This is a genomic window from Streptomyces sp. NPDC107581, assembly GCF_055657175.1.
This window is the reverse complement of sequence record NZ_JBVKBH010000008.1, coordinates 119,273-136,844: the sequence shown is the minus strand read 5'-3', so window position 1 is coordinate 136,844 and position 17,572 is coordinate 119,273. Positions and strand designations below refer to the sequence as shown.

Annotated in this window: 15 protein-coding genes; 11 read left to right on the top strand and 4 right to left on the bottom strand. The window is 69.6% G+C overall.

The window, feature by feature from the left end:
- The first annotated feature begins 13 nt into the window (after positions 1-13).
- From ACZ7P3_RS21980 to ACZ7P3_RS21970, 3 genes are all read left to right on the top strand, one after another.
- Positions 14-208, top strand: a complete 195-nt coding sequence (locus ACZ7P3_RS21980) for a hypothetical protein (protein WP_472084125.1) — start codon at positions 14-16, stop codon at positions 206-208.
- 347 nt (positions 209-555) lie between these two features.
- Positions 556-693: a hypothetical protein gene (locus ACZ7P3_RS21975; RefSeq protein ID WP_199814055.1), complete on the top strand. Its 138-nt coding sequence runs from the start codon at positions 556-558 to the stop codon at positions 691-693.
- Positions 694-1,872 carry a methyltransferase domain-containing protein gene (locus tag ACZ7P3_RS21970; RefSeq protein WP_472084123.1) on the top strand — a complete coding sequence of 393 codons (1,179 nt, stop codon included), beginning with the start codon at positions 694-696 and terminating at the stop codon, positions 1,870-1,872.
- A gap of 678 nt (positions 1,873-2,550) precedes the next feature.
- Here the strand turns inward: ACZ7P3_RS21970 and ACZ7P3_RS21965 are convergent.
- The 3 genes from ACZ7P3_RS21965 to ACZ7P3_RS21955 all read right to left on the bottom strand — a co-directional run bounded on the left by ACZ7P3_RS21965 (position 2,551) and on the right by ACZ7P3_RS21955 (position 5,322).
- Positions 2,551-4,119 (bottom strand): recombinase family protein, encoded by a 1,569-nt coding sequence (locus tag ACZ7P3_RS21965; protein WP_472084121.1) that lies wholly within the window; start codon positions 4,117-4,119, stop codon positions 2,551-2,553.
- 178 nt (positions 4,120-4,297) lie between these two features.
- Complete coding sequence (locus ACZ7P3_RS21960; RefSeq protein WP_472084119.1) at positions 4,298-4,813, bottom strand: PASTA domain-containing protein; 516 nt, start codon at positions 4,811-4,813, stop codon at positions 4,298-4,300.
- Positions 4,810-5,322, bottom strand: a complete 513-nt coding sequence (locus tag ACZ7P3_RS21955) for a SigE family RNA polymerase sigma factor (protein WP_472084117.1) — start codon at positions 5,320-5,322, stop codon at positions 4,810-4,812. The genes ACZ7P3_RS21960 and ACZ7P3_RS21955 overlap by 4 nt, the downstream gene beginning before the upstream one ends.
- A 151-nt stretch (positions 5,323-5,473) precedes the next feature.
- Between ACZ7P3_RS21955 and ACZ7P3_RS21950 the strand changes: the two genes are divergently transcribed.
- The 3 genes from ACZ7P3_RS21950 (at position 5,474) to ACZ7P3_RS21940 (ending at position 10,004) form a co-directional block, all read left to right on the top strand.
- On the top strand, positions 5,474-6,859 hold the full coding sequence (locus ACZ7P3_RS21950; RefSeq protein ID WP_472084115.1) for a class II fumarate hydratase: 1,386 nt from the start codon (positions 5,474-5,476) through the stop codon (positions 6,857-6,859).
- A gap of 72 nt (positions 6,860-6,931) precedes the next feature.
- On the top strand, positions 6,932-7,621 hold the full coding sequence (fomD, locus tag ACZ7P3_RS21945; protein WP_472084113.1) for a cytidylyl-2-hydroxypropylphosphonate hydrolase: 690 nt from the start codon (positions 6,932-6,934) through the stop codon (positions 7,619-7,621).
- Positions 7,622-7,916: 295 nt separating this feature from the next.
- Positions 7,917-10,004 (top strand): SpoIIE family protein phosphatase, encoded by a 2,088-nt coding sequence (locus ACZ7P3_RS21940; protein ID WP_472084112.1) that lies wholly within the window; start codon positions 7,917-7,919, stop codon positions 10,002-10,004.
- Positions 10,005-10,086: 82 nt separating this feature from the next.
- On the opposite strand, the gene ACZ7P3_RS21935 is transcribed toward ACZ7P3_RS21940, so the two are convergent.
- Positions 10,087-12,501: a transglycosylase domain-containing protein gene (locus tag ACZ7P3_RS21935; RefSeq protein ID WP_472084110.1), complete on the bottom strand. Its 2,415-nt coding sequence runs from the start codon at positions 12,499-12,501 to the stop codon at positions 10,087-10,089.
- 216 nt (positions 12,502-12,717) lie between these two features.
- Here ACZ7P3_RS21935 and ACZ7P3_RS21930 point away from each other — a divergent pair, with 216 nt between their 5' ends.
- The 5 genes from ACZ7P3_RS21930 (at position 12,718) to ACZ7P3_RS21910 (ending at position 17,535) form a co-directional block, all read left to right on the top strand.
- Positions 12,718-13,653 carry an SPFH domain-containing protein gene (locus ACZ7P3_RS21930; RefSeq protein WP_472084108.1) on the top strand — a complete coding sequence of 312 codons (936 nt, stop codon included), beginning with the start codon at positions 12,718-12,720 and terminating at the stop codon, positions 13,651-13,653.
- Positions 13,599-13,889, top strand: a complete 291-nt coding sequence (locus tag ACZ7P3_RS21925; RefSeq protein WP_472084106.1) for a type II toxin-antitoxin system antitoxin — start codon at positions 13,599-13,601, stop codon at positions 13,887-13,889. The genes ACZ7P3_RS21930 and ACZ7P3_RS21925 overlap by 55 nt, the downstream gene beginning before the upstream one ends.
- Positions 13,890-13,982: 93 nt before the next feature.
- Positions 13,983-14,507 (top strand): PadR family transcriptional regulator, encoded by a 525-nt coding sequence (locus ACZ7P3_RS21920; protein ID WP_472084104.1) that lies wholly within the window; start codon positions 13,983-13,985, stop codon positions 14,505-14,507.
- Entirely contained in the window at positions 14,504-15,202 is a 699-nt protein-coding gene (locus ACZ7P3_RS21915; RefSeq protein WP_472084102.1) for an ABC transporter ATP-binding protein, read from the top strand. The genes ACZ7P3_RS21920 and ACZ7P3_RS21915 overlap by 4 nt, the downstream gene beginning before the upstream one ends.
- Positions 15,199-17,535: an ABC transporter permease gene (locus ACZ7P3_RS21910; RefSeq protein ID WP_472084100.1), complete on the top strand. Its 2,337-nt coding sequence runs from the start codon at positions 15,199-15,201 to the stop codon at positions 17,533-17,535. The genes ACZ7P3_RS21915 and ACZ7P3_RS21910 overlap by 4 nt, the downstream gene beginning before the upstream one ends.
- Positions 17,536-17,572 lie beyond the last annotated feature (37 nt).

Genomic DNA, 17,572 nt, shown 5'->3' with positions numbered 1-17,572 from the left:
AGGGCGAGCGATCATGGCGAGCGACGCAAGAGTCCGGCTGTCTGAGGCGTTCGACCTGTTCGGCACCAACGGCATGCTGTTGGTGGATGACCCCTTGGCAACGACGGCTGAAGGGGCGGATGCTGCACCTCATCCGGGAGTGGGCCGTACGACCCTCCGGGAACGGGTCGCCGAAGCCAATGCTCGGAGCCGTGGCGAAATCCTCTGATGGCGCGCACCGCCCCGCGCCGTCCTAAAGCGATCACTCAGGTTCTGTGGTCGTACGGGGAGTACTGCGGAACGTGTGCCGGACACCGCGAAATCTGGTGCCCCATCTGCTTCGGCTTCGAGGGTTGTTCGGGCTGCAACAACCGGCGGAGGGTGCTCTGCCCTACCTGTGCCGGCGGTCCGCTTCTGCCCAGTGTCTGGTGATCATTTCTCGCTGATCTCCACCCCTGTCGGATCTGACCCGATTCCCTATGCCCCATGGCTCGGAAGCCCGGCAGGGGTGGGCAACATCCCGTTCCGCATACAGCGGGACGGTTCAAGAGGCACCATCCAACTGGAGGTATCCAGATGCGTAAGCAGTGGCTCACGGCCGAGGACCCCGGCAACCCGCAGGACGACAGCGACAGCGGCAACAAGCACGGCGGTGGCGGGTCGGACGAGGGTGGCAACACGAACGACGGCCAGGGACCGGCGGACGGCCGCTGAATGACTGAGCAGCACGGAACGGACGCCAGCCCTGAGCGGCTGGCGTCCGCGCTGATGGAGAAGGGCGTCCTGACGTCTGACTGGCTTCCGGCCTTCAAGCGGGCGCCGCGCCACATGTTCGTGCCGGATGTGATCTGGCCGGGTACTGCGGGCGGCAACCGGCAGAAGAGCCGGATCATCCGTTCCGAGGACTCTCGGGCGTGGCGGGACGCCGTCTACAGGGACGCGCCGATCACAACGCAATGGGACGACGGCGCCCACACGGGTCCCGATAAGGGCAAGATCCCTTCGTCTTCCAACTCCATGCCCACCATGGTCTTTTCGATGCTCGACGCCCTGAGCGTCCATGAAGGCCATCGCGTTTTGGAAATCGGGACGGGTACCGGCTGGAACGCCGCGCTGCTGTCGCACCGCGTAGGCCCTGAGAACGTCATCACGGTCGAGGTGGACGAAGCCACGGCGGCGGACGCCAGAAAGCGTCTTCAGGACGCGGGGTTCGTACCGCTGGCCGTGGTCGGTGACGGAGCGGCCGGATTCGCGCTGGAGGCCCCATACGACCGGGTGATTGCGACGTGCTCGATTGGCCAGGTCCCTTACGCCTGGATCGCGCAGACGAAGCCGGGCGGGGTGATCGTGGCCCCGTGGGGGCCGACGTACGGCGGAGAAGCGGTCGTAAGGCTCACGGTGAAGTCGGACAGGTCGGCGTCGGGGAAGTTCCTCGGGTCCTCGGCATTCATGCGGCTCCGTGCCCAGCGCACGAAACGACAACACGTACGCGAGTACCTGAAGGGCAAGCCGTGGCCAGCCGACGGCGTCAAGTCGACCACGGCTCTCTCCCCGGATGACGTGGGCGACTGGCGCGTCATGTTCGCCATCGGAGTGCAGGTTGCCGACGCGTTCCCGTGGATGGAGTCGTACACGGACGGTTCATACACCCTGTGGCTTCGAGACACGGCGGTTACGTCATGGGCGACGGCTGACTACGAGAAGGGGCGGACAGAGTTCGAAGTCGTGCAGTCTGGTCCCAGGAAACTGTGGGATGAGGTCGAAAAGGCGTACTGCTGGTGGGAGGAGCAAGGTTGCCCCGGCTTCGAACGTTTCGGGCTCACGGTCACTGCGGACGGCGAAACCGTATGGCTGGATGAACCAGCGAACCCAGTTCCTCCGGTTCTCTGCTAAACGAAAAAACCAGGGGCACCTGGCGCCGGCCGGGTGCCCGCTGAGTTCGAAGGACCAGATCGGCGCCACCGATATTTCCCGTCATTCGCATTGCCGCCAACTCGGCCGAACCCCCGCCTGTTCAAGCGAAGGGAAGGACGCGGGTGCCCGGAAGGATGCCTTCAGAGTTTCAGACCCCTCTTCCCAGCCCTTTCCGGTGGCCAGGGCCGTGGTGGGAGCCTCCGCGACCTGAACACCGGCGCCTTCCCCGTCAGCCGGCCGAAATCCCCTTGACGGTGTCAGTACTGTGGACCGCATGAGTTGGTCGCTAAGCTATCTGAAGCCGCGTGAACCACGGTTGTTGGACGCGCTTTCCCTGTCGGCTGGTCGCGCGTTGCACCTGGCCAATTCCTTCGAGTCGAAGTGTCAGTACGTCTTGCGGATGGCCAACCTTGCCGAGGTTGCACTAGCCGACCCGGTGTTGGGTCTGCAAGAGATGATCAATGGCCTGCCCCCGGACAAGATGCTTGGGGGAACGTTGCGAGACCTAGCGAACATATCGCTCGGCTCGCGAACCTCCGACTTCGACGCCCTCGATGGGGCGAGAGCGTTTAAACGGCCAGAGGGCCGAGCATGGACATGGAAAGGCCCCTGAAGCGTTTACACGCGACGGGGGCCAAGGGTCGGGGGCGGCCCTACCTACTTCCGCTTATAGGCCATCTGCTTCGGCAGAATGTATTCCGCCTCCGGCTCGATCAGCCAGTACCCCTCGGGAACTTGAAGCCCGGTTTCCTTGGCGATCTCGGCAAGCTCAGGCATCTTGCAGACGACTCGTCGGCTCCCGTCTTCCGTGGCCCCCACCGTCACAGTTATGCCGTGCCGTTGCAGGAACACACGCTTCTGTTCGTCATCCTTGGTCGTCCACTCTTCGGAGTAAGTCCGCCCCGTCTCCTTCCATGCCGGGGCATTTTCGGCAGTCTTGATTTCGTCCCTCAGACGTTCAACCTTGACCGACTGGAATCCGTGCTGTCCCCAGTAGCGTTCAATCTGAACGTCGGTCTTGAACCGTCCAGCCAGGTAATCGGCTTCCAGCCGGTCTAGCGTCGCCTCGGCCTCGGCAAGCTCGATCTTATCCTGACTGATGGAATTACCCGCCCGCTCCATAACCGGGAGCGGGCCGAGAGTGACCTTCACGAAAGTACCAACTGCCATGTCCAGGTCATCGCGCCGAATGCGGCCAGGGTTAGGGCACGTTCCGGTGTTGACGTTGTTGCAGGCGTAGTAGTGATGCACGCGGCCGTTCGGCTTCATCTTCTTGTTGGACGACATCCGGGCCCCGCAATCCTGGCAGGTAGCCACACCGCCCAGCATCGACCGCGAAGGGGTAGACCGCCTAACCGGACGATCACTCTTGAGCGCGGCCACGAATTCCGACCACTCGGCAAAATCCATCAACGGATCATCGGTGATCCGAACATTCTCGCCGTTCTCGTCTACGACGTTCTCGCCCTTGTACGTGTAGATGCCGGCCACCGTGGGATTCATAGCTATGGCGCGAATCGCGTTGGCAGTCCAGACAACGCCCCTCGGATCTTCCCCCTTCACGATTCGAAGATGATCCCGCCAAGTGGGAACGCCACGCTTATTCAGATCAAGCGCGATCTTGTACGACGACCAGTCGCCCTTCAGCCGCTCGACAATCTCTCGGAACAGTTCAGCATACGTGTGGTCCTGAACGAGCTTCTTTCCGCCGCCTTCCTGCCGTTCGAAGCGGTACCCGTACGGTTCGACGCCACCGATCCAAACACCCTTGGCTTTACGAGCGGCCGAGCCAGAGAGAGCGCGGGCGCGAATGGTGTCCAACTCGCCCTCGGCGAAGGCGGCGATGATCTGAGCGAACATCTTGCCCATGGGGGTGGACATGTCGATGCCCTCGGTCACGGACACGATGGACTTCCCGTGCTTCTGGCACCACTCGAAGACCTCGGCGAAATGGCCCGCCTTCCTGCTGAGACGGTCGAGCTTCCAGACGGCCAACACATCCCACTCGTCGGCCCGCTCGTTGAACCAAGGACCGAGGCCCGGTCGCTTGAAGGGGTGCATCGCTCCGGACACGTCCAGGTCTTCCGCCCAGCCCGCTATGCGGCCGTCCACGGCGGGGCCAGCAGTCCAGTGCTCCACGGCCTGCCGCTGCTTCTCGGGACTGGTGGTGTCGTCCTTCAGGATGGACAGGCGTACGGCCCCCAGGACCCTCGGGTTAGAGATCACGGCGCAGATCGTACGAGGGTCCACGCAGGCTGAACAAGTCGAACGACTTCTTCCAGGACCCGGCGCCCCAGCCGACGTTCACGAGCATTCCGGTGCGGGGACCGGGGCCGGCGTAGGGAAGCGGGTGACGGGCGCCGCCCCTGATTGCGGCAGGGGCGGGCGCCTCCTCGGGGCGAGGTCAGCCGGCGCACAGGGTCAGGTTGACCTTGTCCCCCGGCTTGACGGTCTTCGGGGCGTGCGGGGCCACGGCGACCACCGAGCCCGGCTTGCAGCCCTTCACCGCCGCCTTGCCGACGGTGCCGAGTTTCGTCTGCGTCTTCGCCAGGTACGCCTTGGCGCTCTCCAGGTCCCAGCCCGAGAAGTCGATCGGGAGGGTCGAGCCGTCGGAGAACCTGTACAGCAGGGTGGCGGCCGCGCCCTTCGGGGCAGCCGGCGTACTGCTTGCGGCGGGGCGCGCCGTGTGGGTCGTACCCCCGGTCATCGAGGCCAGGGCCGTACCACCGCCCGCCACGACGATCGCGGCGGTGACGGCGGCGATGCCCACCGCCCGCCGGCGGCGGGTGCGGCGGACGATTCCCGGCGCGTCGAAGGCGGGCGCGTCGGCGGAGTCGGCGTAGTGCTTCATGGCGTTCACCAGGTCCTTTTCGAAGGGGGTGCAGCCCGGAGGCCGCGGGTCGCCGTCGTACGAGGTCATCGCATTCCTTCCGTGGGCTGCCGTACCGGTGAAGGGCCGGAGAGTGCGGGGAACTGGCTTCTGAGCTTCTCCATCCCCCGGGCCAGTTGAGAGCGCACCGTGCTCGGCGAGATGTCGAGGTCGGCCGCGATCTCGGCGTCGGAGAGGTCGTGGAAGTAGCGCAGCACCACCACCGTCCGCATCCGCATGGGCAGCCGCTGCAGCGCCCGCACCAACTGGTCCCGGCTGTCCACCTGTCCGTACGCGTCGCCCGGGGCGATCCGGTCGCCGGGATCCGGGACGGTACGGCGGAACCTGCGCCAGCGGTCGTTGGCGAGGTTGATCATGATCCGCCGTACGTAGGCGTCCGGGGCGTCCGCCGCGGCGATGCTCCGCCACTTGCGGCAGGCCCGCTCCAGGGTCTCCTGGACCAGGTCCTCGGCCGTCTCACGGCTTCCCGTGAGGATCAGCGCACCCCGGAACAGCGCGGCCGACCGGGCGGCGACGAAGCCGTCGAAGTCCGTCTCCACACGCTCCTCCCTTCCTGTCACCCGTCCTCGACGTGCGCGCCGCCCGCCCTGCTGCACGCCCCCGATGAGACCTGGGTCACAGTGGCCGCCGCCGTCGCCCGTGCGGCCCACGGTCCGGAACAACCCTGCCGTTCCGATCGCTGTTACCGGCATGAGTGAATACCGGATCGAGCACGACTCCATGGGCGAGGTGCGCGTCCCCGCCGACGCCAAGTGGCGCGCCCAGACGCAGCGCGCCGTCGAGAACTTCCCCGTCTCCGGCCAGCGCATCGAGCGGGCGCACATCGAGGCGCTGGCCCGGATCAAGGGCGCCGCCGCCAAGGTGAACGCGCGGCTCGGTGTGGTCGACAAGGACATCGCCGGGGCCATCCAGGAGGCGGCGGCCGAGGTCGCCGAGGGCGCCTGGGACGAGCACTTCCCGATCGACGTGTTCCAGACCGGGTCGGGCACCTCGTCCAACATGAACACCAACGAGGTCATCGCGACCCTCGCCGGTGAGCGGCTCGGCCGGGACGTGCACCCCAACGACCACGTCAACGCCTCGCAGTCCTCCAACGACGTCTTCCCCTCCTCGATCCACATCGCGGCCACCGCCGCCGTCACCCGCGATCTGATCCCCGCGCTGGAGCACCTCGCCGCCTCCCTGACCCGGAAGTCCGAGGAGTTCGCCGACGTCGTGAAGTCGGGGCGGACGCACCTGATGGACGCGACGCCGGTGACGCTGGGCCAGGAGTTCGGCGGCTACGCGGCCCAGGTGCGGTACGGCGTCGAGCGGCTGAACGCCTCCCTGCCCCGGCTCGCCGAGCTGCCCCTCGGCGGTACCGCCGTCGGCACCGGCATCAACACGCCCCCCGGCTTCTCCGCCGCCGTCATCGAGGAGGTCGCACGGGCCACCGGGCTGCCGCTCACCGAGGCCCGCGACCACTTCGAGGCGCAGGGCGCCCGCGACGGGATCGTGGAGACCAGCGGGCAGCTGCGGACCATCGCGGTCGGGCTGACGAAGATCGCCAACGATCTGCGCTGGATGGCGTCCGGGCCGCGCACCGGGCTCGCCGAGATCCGGCTGCCCGACCTCCAGCCGGGGTCGTCGATCATGCCGGGGAAGGTCAACCCGGTGATCCCGGAGGCCGTGCTGATGGTGGCGGCCCAGGTGATCGGGAACGACGCCACGATCACCACGGCCGGCGCCGCCGGCAACTTCGAACTGAACGTGATGCTCCCGGTGATCGCCAAGAACGTGCTGGAGTCGATCCGGCTGCTCGCGAACGTCTCGCGGCTGCTGGCCGACCGGACCGTCGACGGGATCGAGGCCGACCGGGAACGGACCCGCGAGTACGCCGAGTCCTCCCCGTCCGTGGTGACCCCGCTCAACAGGTACATCGGCTACGAGGAGGCCGCGAAGGTCGCCAAGAAGTCCCTGGCGGAGCGGAAGACCATCCGCCGGGTGGTGCTGGAGGGCGGGTACGTGGAACGCGGCCTGCTCACCCTGGAGCAGCTGGACGAGGCGCTGGACGTCCTGCGGATGACGCGTCCGTAACGAGAACCCCGGCCGTGCCGAACCGTGACGCCCGCCGCAGCGTCGTATGCCTACGACACCTAATATCTGTCCATGGCGGACGACGGAACGGTGAGGCGAGTGGCAGGTGGACCTGCGACGTACTGGGCTCCCGGGACACAGATCCTGTGGCGGTACCGGGAGAACGCCGGTGAGGGCTTTCACATCGCGCGTCCGGTGACCGTCGTCCGGGACGACGCGGAACTGCTCGCGGTGTGGCTGGCACCCGGCACCGAGTGCATCAAGCCGGTGCTGGCCGACGGGACACCCGTGCATCTGGAGCCGCTGGAGACCCGCTACACCAAGCCGCGCACGGTGCAGCGGGGCCGGTGGTTCGGCACCGGCGTGCTGAAGCTGGCCCGGCCCGGCGAGCCCTGGTCGGTGTGGCTGTTCTGGGAGCCGGGCTGGCGGTTCAAGGACTGGTACGTCAACCTCGAACGGCCGCTGGCGCGTTGGACGGGCGGGGTCGACTCCGTGGACTACTTCCTGGACATCTCGGTGAAGCCGGACCGGAGTTGGCACTGGCGGGACGAGGACGAGTTCGCCCAGGCCCAGCTGGACGGGCTGATGGACGCGCCGACGGCCGAACGGGCGCGGGCGGCCGGGCGGTCCGCGGTGGCGGCGATCGACGCCTGGGGCCCGCCGTTCCGGGACGGCTGGCAGCACTGGCGTCCGGACCCGTCCTGGGCGGTACCGTCTCTCCCCGAGGACTGGGACCGTACGCCCGCGCACGTGTCCTCATGAGACCCTTGATGCGCCCCCGGTGCACAACCGTAGGATCGTCCTCCGCAAGGGGGCGCTACAGCAACTACCTGAACATGCGCAGGGCTTGACCGAACGTCACCGAGGGGCGGCAGGACGTGAGCGAGGGGTACGAGGGCAACACCACCGCTGACCCGCCAGGGTTCGCCGGTGGCACAGGAACAACCTCTGACCACGCGGGAATTCCGTTCCTGGGGCACGTATTCCGGGTATCGGGATTTCGGCGGGACCATCTGCGCGCTCGGCGCGCAGCCCCGGACGGACGGATGCGACTCGCGTGACGGAGCAGCCCACCTCCTTCGAACGCCCCCAGCCGGGCGTCGACCCCGCGGAGACCCGCGGGGCGCTCCTGCGTACCCCCAAGCAGCTCGGCAACCCGGCCTTACCGGCCCAGGCACGGGCCGACGGCACGCCGTCGGGCCCGCCGGCGAACACGCCCTGCGGCAAGGGGAACAAGGGGAAGGAGCCCCCAGTCAACGGCCCCGAACACTCCCAGCCGGCCGCCGCCGAGCCCGACACCCACCGGCCGCGCCCCGCCCCGGAGAGCATTCCCCCGCAGCCGGGCGCCGAGGAGGAGAAGGCGCTCGGCGCCCAGGAGCGCCGTACCGGGCGCGGACTGCCGCCGGGCCGGCCGATGCCGATGCGCCGCGACGGGGACCGGCTGCGGTTCGTGGGCGCGGCGACCCGGCGGATCGCCCGCGGCATCGACCTCGACGAGATCGTGATGGGGCTGTGCCGGGCCACCGTGCCGACGTTCTCGGACGCGATCCTGGTCTATCTGCGCGACCCGCTGCCGGTCGGTGACGAGCGTCCCACCGGCCCGGTGGTGCTGCGGCTGCGCCGGACCGACCGGATACCGGACGAACGGGACACCGAGGGCCTGCTGCTCCCGCCGTTCCCGGAGCCGGAGCCGGATCCGTCGCCTCTGTCGGAGCTGTCGTCGCTGACGACGGAGCTGTGCGAGGTCCGCCCGGGCGGTGCCCTCAACGAGGTGCTGCGCGGGGTGCGGCCGGTGTTCGCGGACGCGCCCGCCGCGCGTGCCGCGCTGCCCGAGCTGCTCGGCGAGGGCGGCGAGGCGCTCGTACCGGGCGGGCGGCACGCGATTCTCGCGCCGCTGCGCGGCCGGCGCCGGGTGATCGGAGCGGCGCTCTTCCTGCGCCGTCCGGAGCGCCTAGCGTTCGAGGCGGACGACCTGCTGGTGGCCGCCCAGCTCGCCACGCACAGCGCGCTCGGCATCGACAAGGCGGTGCTGTACGGCCGGGAGGCCTACATCGCCGACGAGCTGCAGCGCACCATGCTGCCCGAGACCCTGCCCCGCCCGACCGGGGTGCGGCTGGCCTCGCGCTATCTGCCGGCCGCGGAGACCGCGCGGGTGGGCGGCGACTGGTACGACGCGATCCCGCTGCCCGGCAGCCGGGTCGCGCTGGTCGTCGGCGACGTCATGGGGCACTCCATGACCTCGGCGGCGATCATGGGCCAGCTGCGCACCACCGCGCAGACCCTGGCCGGGCTCGACCTGCCCCCGCAGGAGGTGCTGCACCACCTGGACGAACAGGCGCAGCGCCTGGGCACCGACCGCATGGCGACCTGTCTGTACGCCGTCTATGACCCGGTCACGCACCGCATCACGATCGCCAACGCCGGCCATCCGCCGCCCGTGCTGCTGCACCTGGGCGGCCGTGCGGAGGTGCTGCGGGTGCCGCCGGGCGCGCCCATCGGGGTCGGCGGGGTGGATTTCGAGGCGGTCGAGCTGGACGCGCCCGCCGGGGCCACGCTGCTGCTGTACACCGACGGCCTGGTGGAGTCCCGGCTGCGGGACGTGTGGACCGGCATAGAGCAGCTGCGCGAGAAGCTCGCCGCGACCGCCCAGCTGACCGGCCCGGACCATCCGCCGCCGCTGGAAGCGCTGTGCGACGAGGTGCTGGACATGCTCGGGCCGGGCGACCGGGACGACGACATCGCGCTGCTCGCGGCCCGCTTCGACGGGATCGCGCCGAGCGACGTGGCGTACTGGACCCTGGAGCCGGAGGAGACGGCCCCCGGCCAGGCCCGCCGGCTGGCCCGGCGCGCGCTGGCCCGCTGGGACCTGGAGGACCTGACGGACTCGGTGGAGCTGCTGGTCAGCGAGGTGGTCACCAACGCCGTGCGGTACGCCTCCCGCCCGGTCACGCTGCGGCTGCTGCGCACGGACGTGCTGCGCTGCGAGGTCGGTGACGACGTGCCCCAGCTGCCGCGGCTCAGACAGGCCCGGGCCACGGACGAGGGCGGCCGCGGCCTGTACCTGGTCAACCGGCTGGCCCGGCGCTGGGGCGCGACCCGGCTGAGCACCGGCAAGGTGGTCTGGTTCGAGCTGAACCGGGCCTGAGGACGCGGAATGGGCGCCCGGGGAGGAGATGTCCCCGGGCGCCCATTCCGTGTGCCGTGTGCGATGTGCCGTGTGCCGCTGCCTACTGGCCGAAGCCCAGTCCGTCGTCGGGCTCGAGCGGATCGTCCGAGGCCGTGCCCGTGGGCGGCCCCGAGGTGGTCGGGGTGCCGGTGGGCGAGGGCTGGGTGGGTGTCTGCGACGGCGTCTGGCTCGGCGTCTGCGACGGCGTCCTGGACGGGGTCGAGGACGTCGGCGGCTGACTGCTCGGGGTGTTCGACGGGGTCCGGGACGGCGTCTGGCTGAACGTCGGGGTGTCCGTCGGCTCGACGGCCGCGCCCTGCGTGGTGTTCAGGTCGAACGTCGCCTGCTTGGTGACTCCGAAGGTGTACGCGGCCCAGATCTCCGCCGGGTAGGTGCCGCCGTTGACCCGGCCGGGGGGCAGGAGCAGGCCGGTGGCGCCCACCATGGAGACATGGGCCTGGCTCTTCATGTCCTCGCCGAACAGGCCCACCGAGGTGACCAGGTCGGGCGTGTAGCCGGTGAACCAGGCGGACTTGTTCTCGTCGGAGGTACCGGTCTTGCCGGCCACCTGCTGGCCGTCGCGCAGCGGGTTGCCCGCCACGGACTTCTTGGCCGTACCGTCGTCGACCACGCCGGTCAGCACGGAGGTCACCGTGTCGGCGGCCGTGCGGCTGATCACCGATCCGCCGACCGGGTTGGGCATCTGGGGCGAACGGCCCTTGCGCTCCGCCGACTTGACGATGGACGGCGTCACCTTGTAGCCGTGGTTGGCGAAGGTGGCGTAGATGCCCGCCATCTCCAGCGGGCTGGCGCCCATCGAGCCGAGGGTCTGGGCGGGTACCGCCTGCATGCCCTCGGTGTCCATGCCGAGTTCCTTGGCGGTGTCCATGACCTTGGTCATGCCGACGTCGACACCCATCTGCGCGAAGACCGAGTTGACGGACTGGTTCATCGCCTTCTGGACGGTGATCGGCCCGTAGTCGACGTGGTCCTCGTTCGGCGGGCCGAAGCCGACCTTGCTGCCGTGGTCGAGGACCTGGCGGCCGCTGGTGCCGTCGTAGACCGTGTCCGCGTTGATCGGCTTGCCGGTCTGGGTCGTCGCCCGCTGCTCCAGCGCGGCGGCGAGGATGACCGGCTTGAACGTCGACGCGGGCTGGTAGTCGCGGCGCGTGGCGTTGCTGACCCAGTGCTTGAAGTAGTCCTGGCCGCCGTACAGGGCGACGATCCTGCCCGTCCTGGGGTCCACCGACACGGCGCCGGCCTGGACGTTGCCGTCGACCTTGCGCTTCTTCGGGTTCAGCTTGCTGGTCAGCTGCTCCTTGACCGACTTCTCCAGCGCGTTCTGCTTCTTCTTGTCGATGTTGAGGGTGATGGTCCAGCCGCGGTCGACCACCTCCTGCTCGGCGTCCTTGCGGCTGATGCCCTCCGTCTTCATCAGCTGGTCCTCCAGCTGCTGGTTGGCGAGCTGGACCAGGTAGCCCTTCTGGCCCTCCTCACCGGGCGTTCCCTTGGGGGCCTTGGGGATCGCGTCCTTCTTGAAGGACATCGCCTGCCGCTTGCCGGCGTCGAGCCAGTGCTGCTTGACCATGTTGTCCAGCACGTAGTTCCACCGCGCCTCGACCAGCTTCTTGCCCACGGGGCCCGCGACCGCCCAGTCGTACTGGCTCGGGGCCTGGAGCAGCGCGGCCAGGTAGGCGCCCTGCTGGACGGTGAGGCTGCTCGCGTCCTTGTGGTAATAGGCCTGCGCCGCGGCCTGGATGCCGTAGGCGTTGCGGCCGTAGTAGCTGGTGTTGATGTAGCCCGCGAGGATCTCGTCCTTGCCCAGCCGCTGGTCCACCTTCAGGGAGATGACCATCTCCTTGAGCTTGCGGGAGACGGTCTGGTCCTGGTTGAGGTAGTAGTTCTTGACGTACTGCTGGGTGATCGTCGAGCCGCCCTGGGTGCCCCGGCCGGTCACCGTGTTGAACAGGCCCCGGCCCAGGCCCTTCAGGTCGATGCCGGAGTCGTGGTAGAAGCTCTTGTTCTCGGCCGCGACGAAGGTGTGCTGGACCTCCTTGGGCACCTTGGACAGGTCCACGCTCTCGCGGTTGGTCTTGCCCACGCGGGCCAGGACCGTTCCGTCGCTGAACTTGTAGACGTTGCTCTCCTGCTGGGCGACGGCGTTGCCCTGGGGCACGTCGACGTACATGTACAGCGCGATGAAGCCGCCGATGCCCAGCAGGCACATACCGAGGAACGTGCCGAGCATCTTCTTCCAGGTGAAGAGCCTGCGTATCCGGCCCTTGGGAGGCTTGGCCGCCTTGGCGGACCTGGAGGCCGCCCGGCCGCCCGCCGCCTGTGCGGGACCGGCGGCCTGCGCGGCACCCGCCGTCTGCGCGGCTTCGGCCGGTGACGCGGGGGCCTGCGAGCGGGGGCGCTTGGGCGCCGCGCGGCGGCCACCGCGCTGTCGCGCTCGTCTCTCTTCCGCTCGTCCCATGGGTCCCTACACTCCGCTTCCGTCTCGGGGTCAGCTCCGAAAACTAACACCCGTCTATATGACAAAGGACGTCCGATCCGTTCTTTTACGGACGTGACAATCAGCACCCGCCCCAAGGGAACCGACGGATATCACTGGCCATGGGTTGCCTTCAGGCATAAAGTGATATCACTTAGCTAGTACGAAGCTAAGCTCCAGCAGAACGGGGGACCCTCCATGTCCACGCACGACACGTCCGCGACCGCCGACGTACCCGAGATGCCCGCGCCGCGCGTGCGGGAGTTCCAGGCGCACAGCATCGGCGGCGGGCTCGCCCTGCTCCTCGGCCTGCTCGGACTCGCCGCCGCCGTCGCCCTGTTCGCGGCCGGTTCGGCGGTCTCGGCGGCCGGCGCGAAGGGCGGCCTGATCACCGGCGGCGTCCTCGTCTTCCTCGCCGCCGTGATCGCGATGCGCGGCCTGAACACGGTCGCGCCCGGCGAGGCGCGCGTCGTCCAGCTCTTCGGGCGCTACCGCGGCACGATCCGGCAGGACGGGCTGCGCTGGGTGAACCCGCTCACCTCCCGGACCCGGATCTCCACCCGGGTGCGCAACCACGAGACCGCCGTCCTGAAGGTCAACGACGCCTACGGCAACCCGATCGAGCTGGCCTCGGTCGTGGTGTGGAAGGTGCAGGACACCGCGCAGGCCACCTTCGAGGTGGACGACTTCGCCGAGTTCGTCGCCACGCAGACCGAGACGGCCGTACGGCACATCGCCATCGAGTACCCCTACGACGCCCACGAGGAGGACGGCCTCTCGCTGCGCGGCAACGCCGAGGAGATCACCGAGAAGCTGGCCGTCGAGCTCCAGGCCCGGGTGGAGGCGGCCGGCGTGCGGATCATCGAGTCACGCTTCACGCATCTCGCGTACGCTCCCGAGATCGCCTCGGCGATGCTCCAGCGCCAGCAGGCCGGCGCGGTCGTCGCCGCGCGGCGGCAGATCGTCGACGGGGCGGTCGGCATGGTGGAGGCGGCGCTCGCCCGGATCGCGGAGCGCGACATCGTGGAGCTGGACGACGAACGGAAGGCGGCGATGGTGTCCAACCTGATGGTGGTGCTGTGCGGGGACCGCGCACCGCAGCCCGTCCTCAACACCGGGACCCTCTACCAGTGACGGCCCCTTCCGGGGGTCCGGCCCCCCAGCCCCGGCCGCAGCAGCGCAAGCAGGTGCTGCTGCGGCTGGACCCGTCGGTGTACGAGGCGCTCGCGCGGTGGGCCGGGGACGAGCTGCGGTCCGCCAACGCGCAGATCGAGTTCCTGCTGCGCAAGGCGCTGGCCGAGGCGGGGCGCCTGCCGAAGGACACGGGACCGCTCCCGCGCAGGGGCCGTCCGCCTGTTTCGGAACCGTGACAATCGGCCCCCACCTGCACCTGCGTACCCCGCGCCATGATCTGCACACACCGCGTATACACGCGGCGTATACACCGTGTGTAGAGTGCTGCCATGTCCATCGGTCACACCCTCCTGGGACTCCTGGAGTCCGGCCCCCGACACGGTTACGACCTGAAGCGGGCCTTCGACGAGAAGTTCGGTCACGACCGGCCGCTGCACTACGGCCAGGTCTACTCGACGATGTCCCGCCTGCTGAAGAACGGGCTGGTGGAAGTCGACGGGATCGAGGCGGGCGGCGGGCCCGAGCGCAAGCGGTACGCCATCACCACCGCCGGCGTCACCGATGTCGAGCGGTGGCTCGCGTCCCCGGAGAAGCCGGAGGAATACCTCCAGTCGACCCTGTACACCAAGGTCGTCCTCGCGCTGCTCACCCACCGGAACGCGGCCGACATCCTCGACATACAGCGCGCCGAGCACCTGCGCAGCATGCGGATCCTGACCGACCGCAAGCGCCGGGGCGACCTCGCGGACCAGCTGATCTGCGACCACGCCCTGTTCCACCTGGAGGCCGACCTGCGCTGGCTGGAACTGACCGCCGCGCGCCTGGACAAGCTCCGTGCGGAGGTGGCCGCATGACCAGCGTTCCCCCTCCCCCGGGCTCCCTGCTCACCGCCGAGAACCTGCGCAAGGCCTACGGGCCCACGCTCGCGCTCGACGGCGCCGAGTTCTCCATACACCCCGGCGAGGTCGTCGCCGTGATGGGCCCCTCCGGGTCCGGCAAGTCGACGCTGCTGCACTGCCTCGCGGGGATCGTGCCGCCCGACTCGGGCTCGATCCTCTACGCCGGCCGTGAACTGGCCACGATGAGCGACGCCGAGCGCAGCGCGCTGCGCCGCAGCGACTTCGGGTTCGTCTTCCAGTTCGGGCAGCTCGTACCGGAGCTGACCTGCGTGGAGAACGTGGCGCTTCCGCTGCGGCTGAACGGCACCCCCCGCAAGCAGGCCGAGAAGACGGCCCTGAGCTGGATGGCGCGCCTGGAGGTCGACGACCTCAAGGGCAAGCGGCCCGGCGAGGTCTCCGGCGGCCAGGGGCAGCGGGTCGCGGTGGCACGGTCGCTGGTCACCGGGCCCCGGGTGCTGTTCGCCGACGAGCCGACCGGTGCACTGGACTCCCTCAACGGCGAGCGCGTGATGGAGCTGCTGACCGACGCGGCCCGCTCCACCAACGCGGCCGTCGTCCTCGTCACGCACGAGGCCCGGGTGGCGGCCTACTCCGACCGCGAGATCGTCGTACGCGACGGCAAGTCCCGGGACATGGAGCGCATCGTATGAGTGCCCGTCAATGGGCCCGGGATCTGGGCATGGGGGCCAAGTTCGCCTTCACGGGCGGGCGTGAGGGCTGGATCAGGGTGCTGCTGACGGCGGTCGGCGTCGGGCTCGGCGTGGCCCTGCTGCTGCTGACGACCGCGATCCCCACCGCGCTGGCGGTACGGCACGACCGCGACGAGGCCCGCGCCGACTACACCTACGGCTCGCTGCCGAAGAAGCGCGCCGACACCCTGATCATCGCCGACGCCGACTCGACCTACCACGGCGAGGACATCCGCGGCCGGCTGGTGGAGCCCGAGGGGCCGCGGGCGCCGATCGCCCCCGGCCTCGCGACGTACCCGGGCCCCGGCGAGATGGTCGCCTCCCCCGCGCTGAAGCAGCTGCTCGGCTCGGGCGACGGGAAGCTGCTGCGCGCGCGGCTGCCGTACCGGATCGTCGGGACGATCGGCGAGCCCGGTCTGGTCGGCTCGCGCGAACTGTCCTACTACGCCGGTGCCAAGAACCTGGCCCAGCGCATCAACGGGTGGCAGACGGCCCGGATCGCCAAGTTCGGGCCGGGGCAGCCGACGCCGGCGAACCGGCTGGACCCGATCCTGATCCTGCTGATCATGGTCGTCTTCGTGGTGCTGCTGATGCCGGTCGCCGTCTTCATCGCGGCGGCCGTACGGTTCGGCGGCGAGCGGCGCGACCGCAGGCTGGCCGCACTGCGGCTGGTCGGTTCCGACAGCCGGATGACCCGGCGGATCGCGGCGGGCGAGGCGCTCTCGGGCGCGCTGGTCGGGCTCGTCTTCGGCACCGTCTTCTTCCTGCTCGGCCGTGAACTCGCCGGTTCGATCGAGATCCTGGGCGTCAGCATGTTCCCCAGCTATCTCAACCCCGCCCCCGCGCTCGCCGCGCTGGTCGCCGTCGCCGTCCCGGCGGCCGCGGTGCTGGTCACGCTGTTCGCCCTGCGCGGGGTGGTCATCGAGCCGCTGGGCGTGGTCCGCACGGCCAAGCCCGCACGCCGCCGGCTGTGGTGGCGGCTGCTGCTGCCGCTGGGCGGGCTTGCGATGCTCGCCCCGATGATCGGCCAGGGCCGGTCGAACGGCAACTTCAACGAGTATCTGGTGGTCGGCGGTGTCCTGCTGCTGCTCGTCGGCGTGACGACGCTCCTGCCGTGGGTCGTCGAGGCCGTGGTGGCCCGGCTGGGCCGCGGCGGGGTGGCCTGGCAGCTGGCGGTACGGCGGCTGCAGTTGAGCAGCGGCACGGCGGCCCGCATGGTGAACGGCATCGCGGTCGCGGTGGCCGGCGCGATCGCGCTCCAGATGCTGTTCGCGGGCGTGCAGGGCGACTACACCAAGTCAACCGGACGGGACACCCGGCTGGCGCAGATGCAGGTCAACCTGTCGCGGGGCGTGGACTTCCTGCCGGTCGCACCGAAGTTCGCCGCCACCGAGGGGGTCCGCAAGGCCACCGCGCTGGGCAGTACCGAACTGGGCGACCGCGACTGGAAGCGCGGGCCCGACACCACGGCGCTGCTGACCGTCGGCTCCTGCGCGTCCCTGCGGGCGGTGGCCCGGCTGACGTCCTGCCACGACGGGGACGCGTTCGTGGCGAGGGGCGGGGACAACGACAGCGACCTGGCGAAGACCGTCCGGTCGGGCCGCACGCTCCACGTCGACACGAGCAACGGACTGGGCCGGGGTACGGATCTCACCTGGACCGTGCCGGGCGGCCTGAAGCCGGCCCGCGCGATCACCGGCCCGAACGGGACCAAGGACAGCAGCGTGCTGCTGACGCCGGCCGCCGTGCCCGACCGGTTGAGCCGCGAGCTGAACGCGGCGGTGTACATCACGCTCGACGAGTCGGTGCCGGACGTGCAGGAGTACGTCCGCAACACGGCCGCGGCGGTCGACCCGCTGGCGGACGCGATGGTGTGGGCGGCCAACGAGCGGTCCAAGACCTTCGAGTCCATCCGCACCGGGCTGTTCGTGGGCGCCGCCTGCGTCCTGGCGCTGATCGGCGCGAGCCTGCTGGTCTCCCAGCTGGAGCAGCTGCGCGAGCGCCGGAAGCTGCTGTCGGCGCTGGTCGCCTTCGGCACCCGGCGGCGCACCCTGAGCCTGTCGGTGCTGTGGCAGACCGCGATCCCGATCGCACTCGGCCTGCTGCTCGCCACGGCCGTGGGGCTCACGCTGGGAGTGGTGCTGCTGAAGATGGCGGGCTCGGCGGTGGGCGTCGACTGGCCGAGCATCCTGACGATGACGGGTATCGGCGCGGGGATCGTCTTCGCGGTCACCCTGCTCAGCCTGCCTCCGCTGCTGCGCCTGATGCGCCCGGAGGGCCTGCGCACCGAGTAGCGCCGGCGCCGTCGTCCGAGGGCCCCTTCCCGCTGCC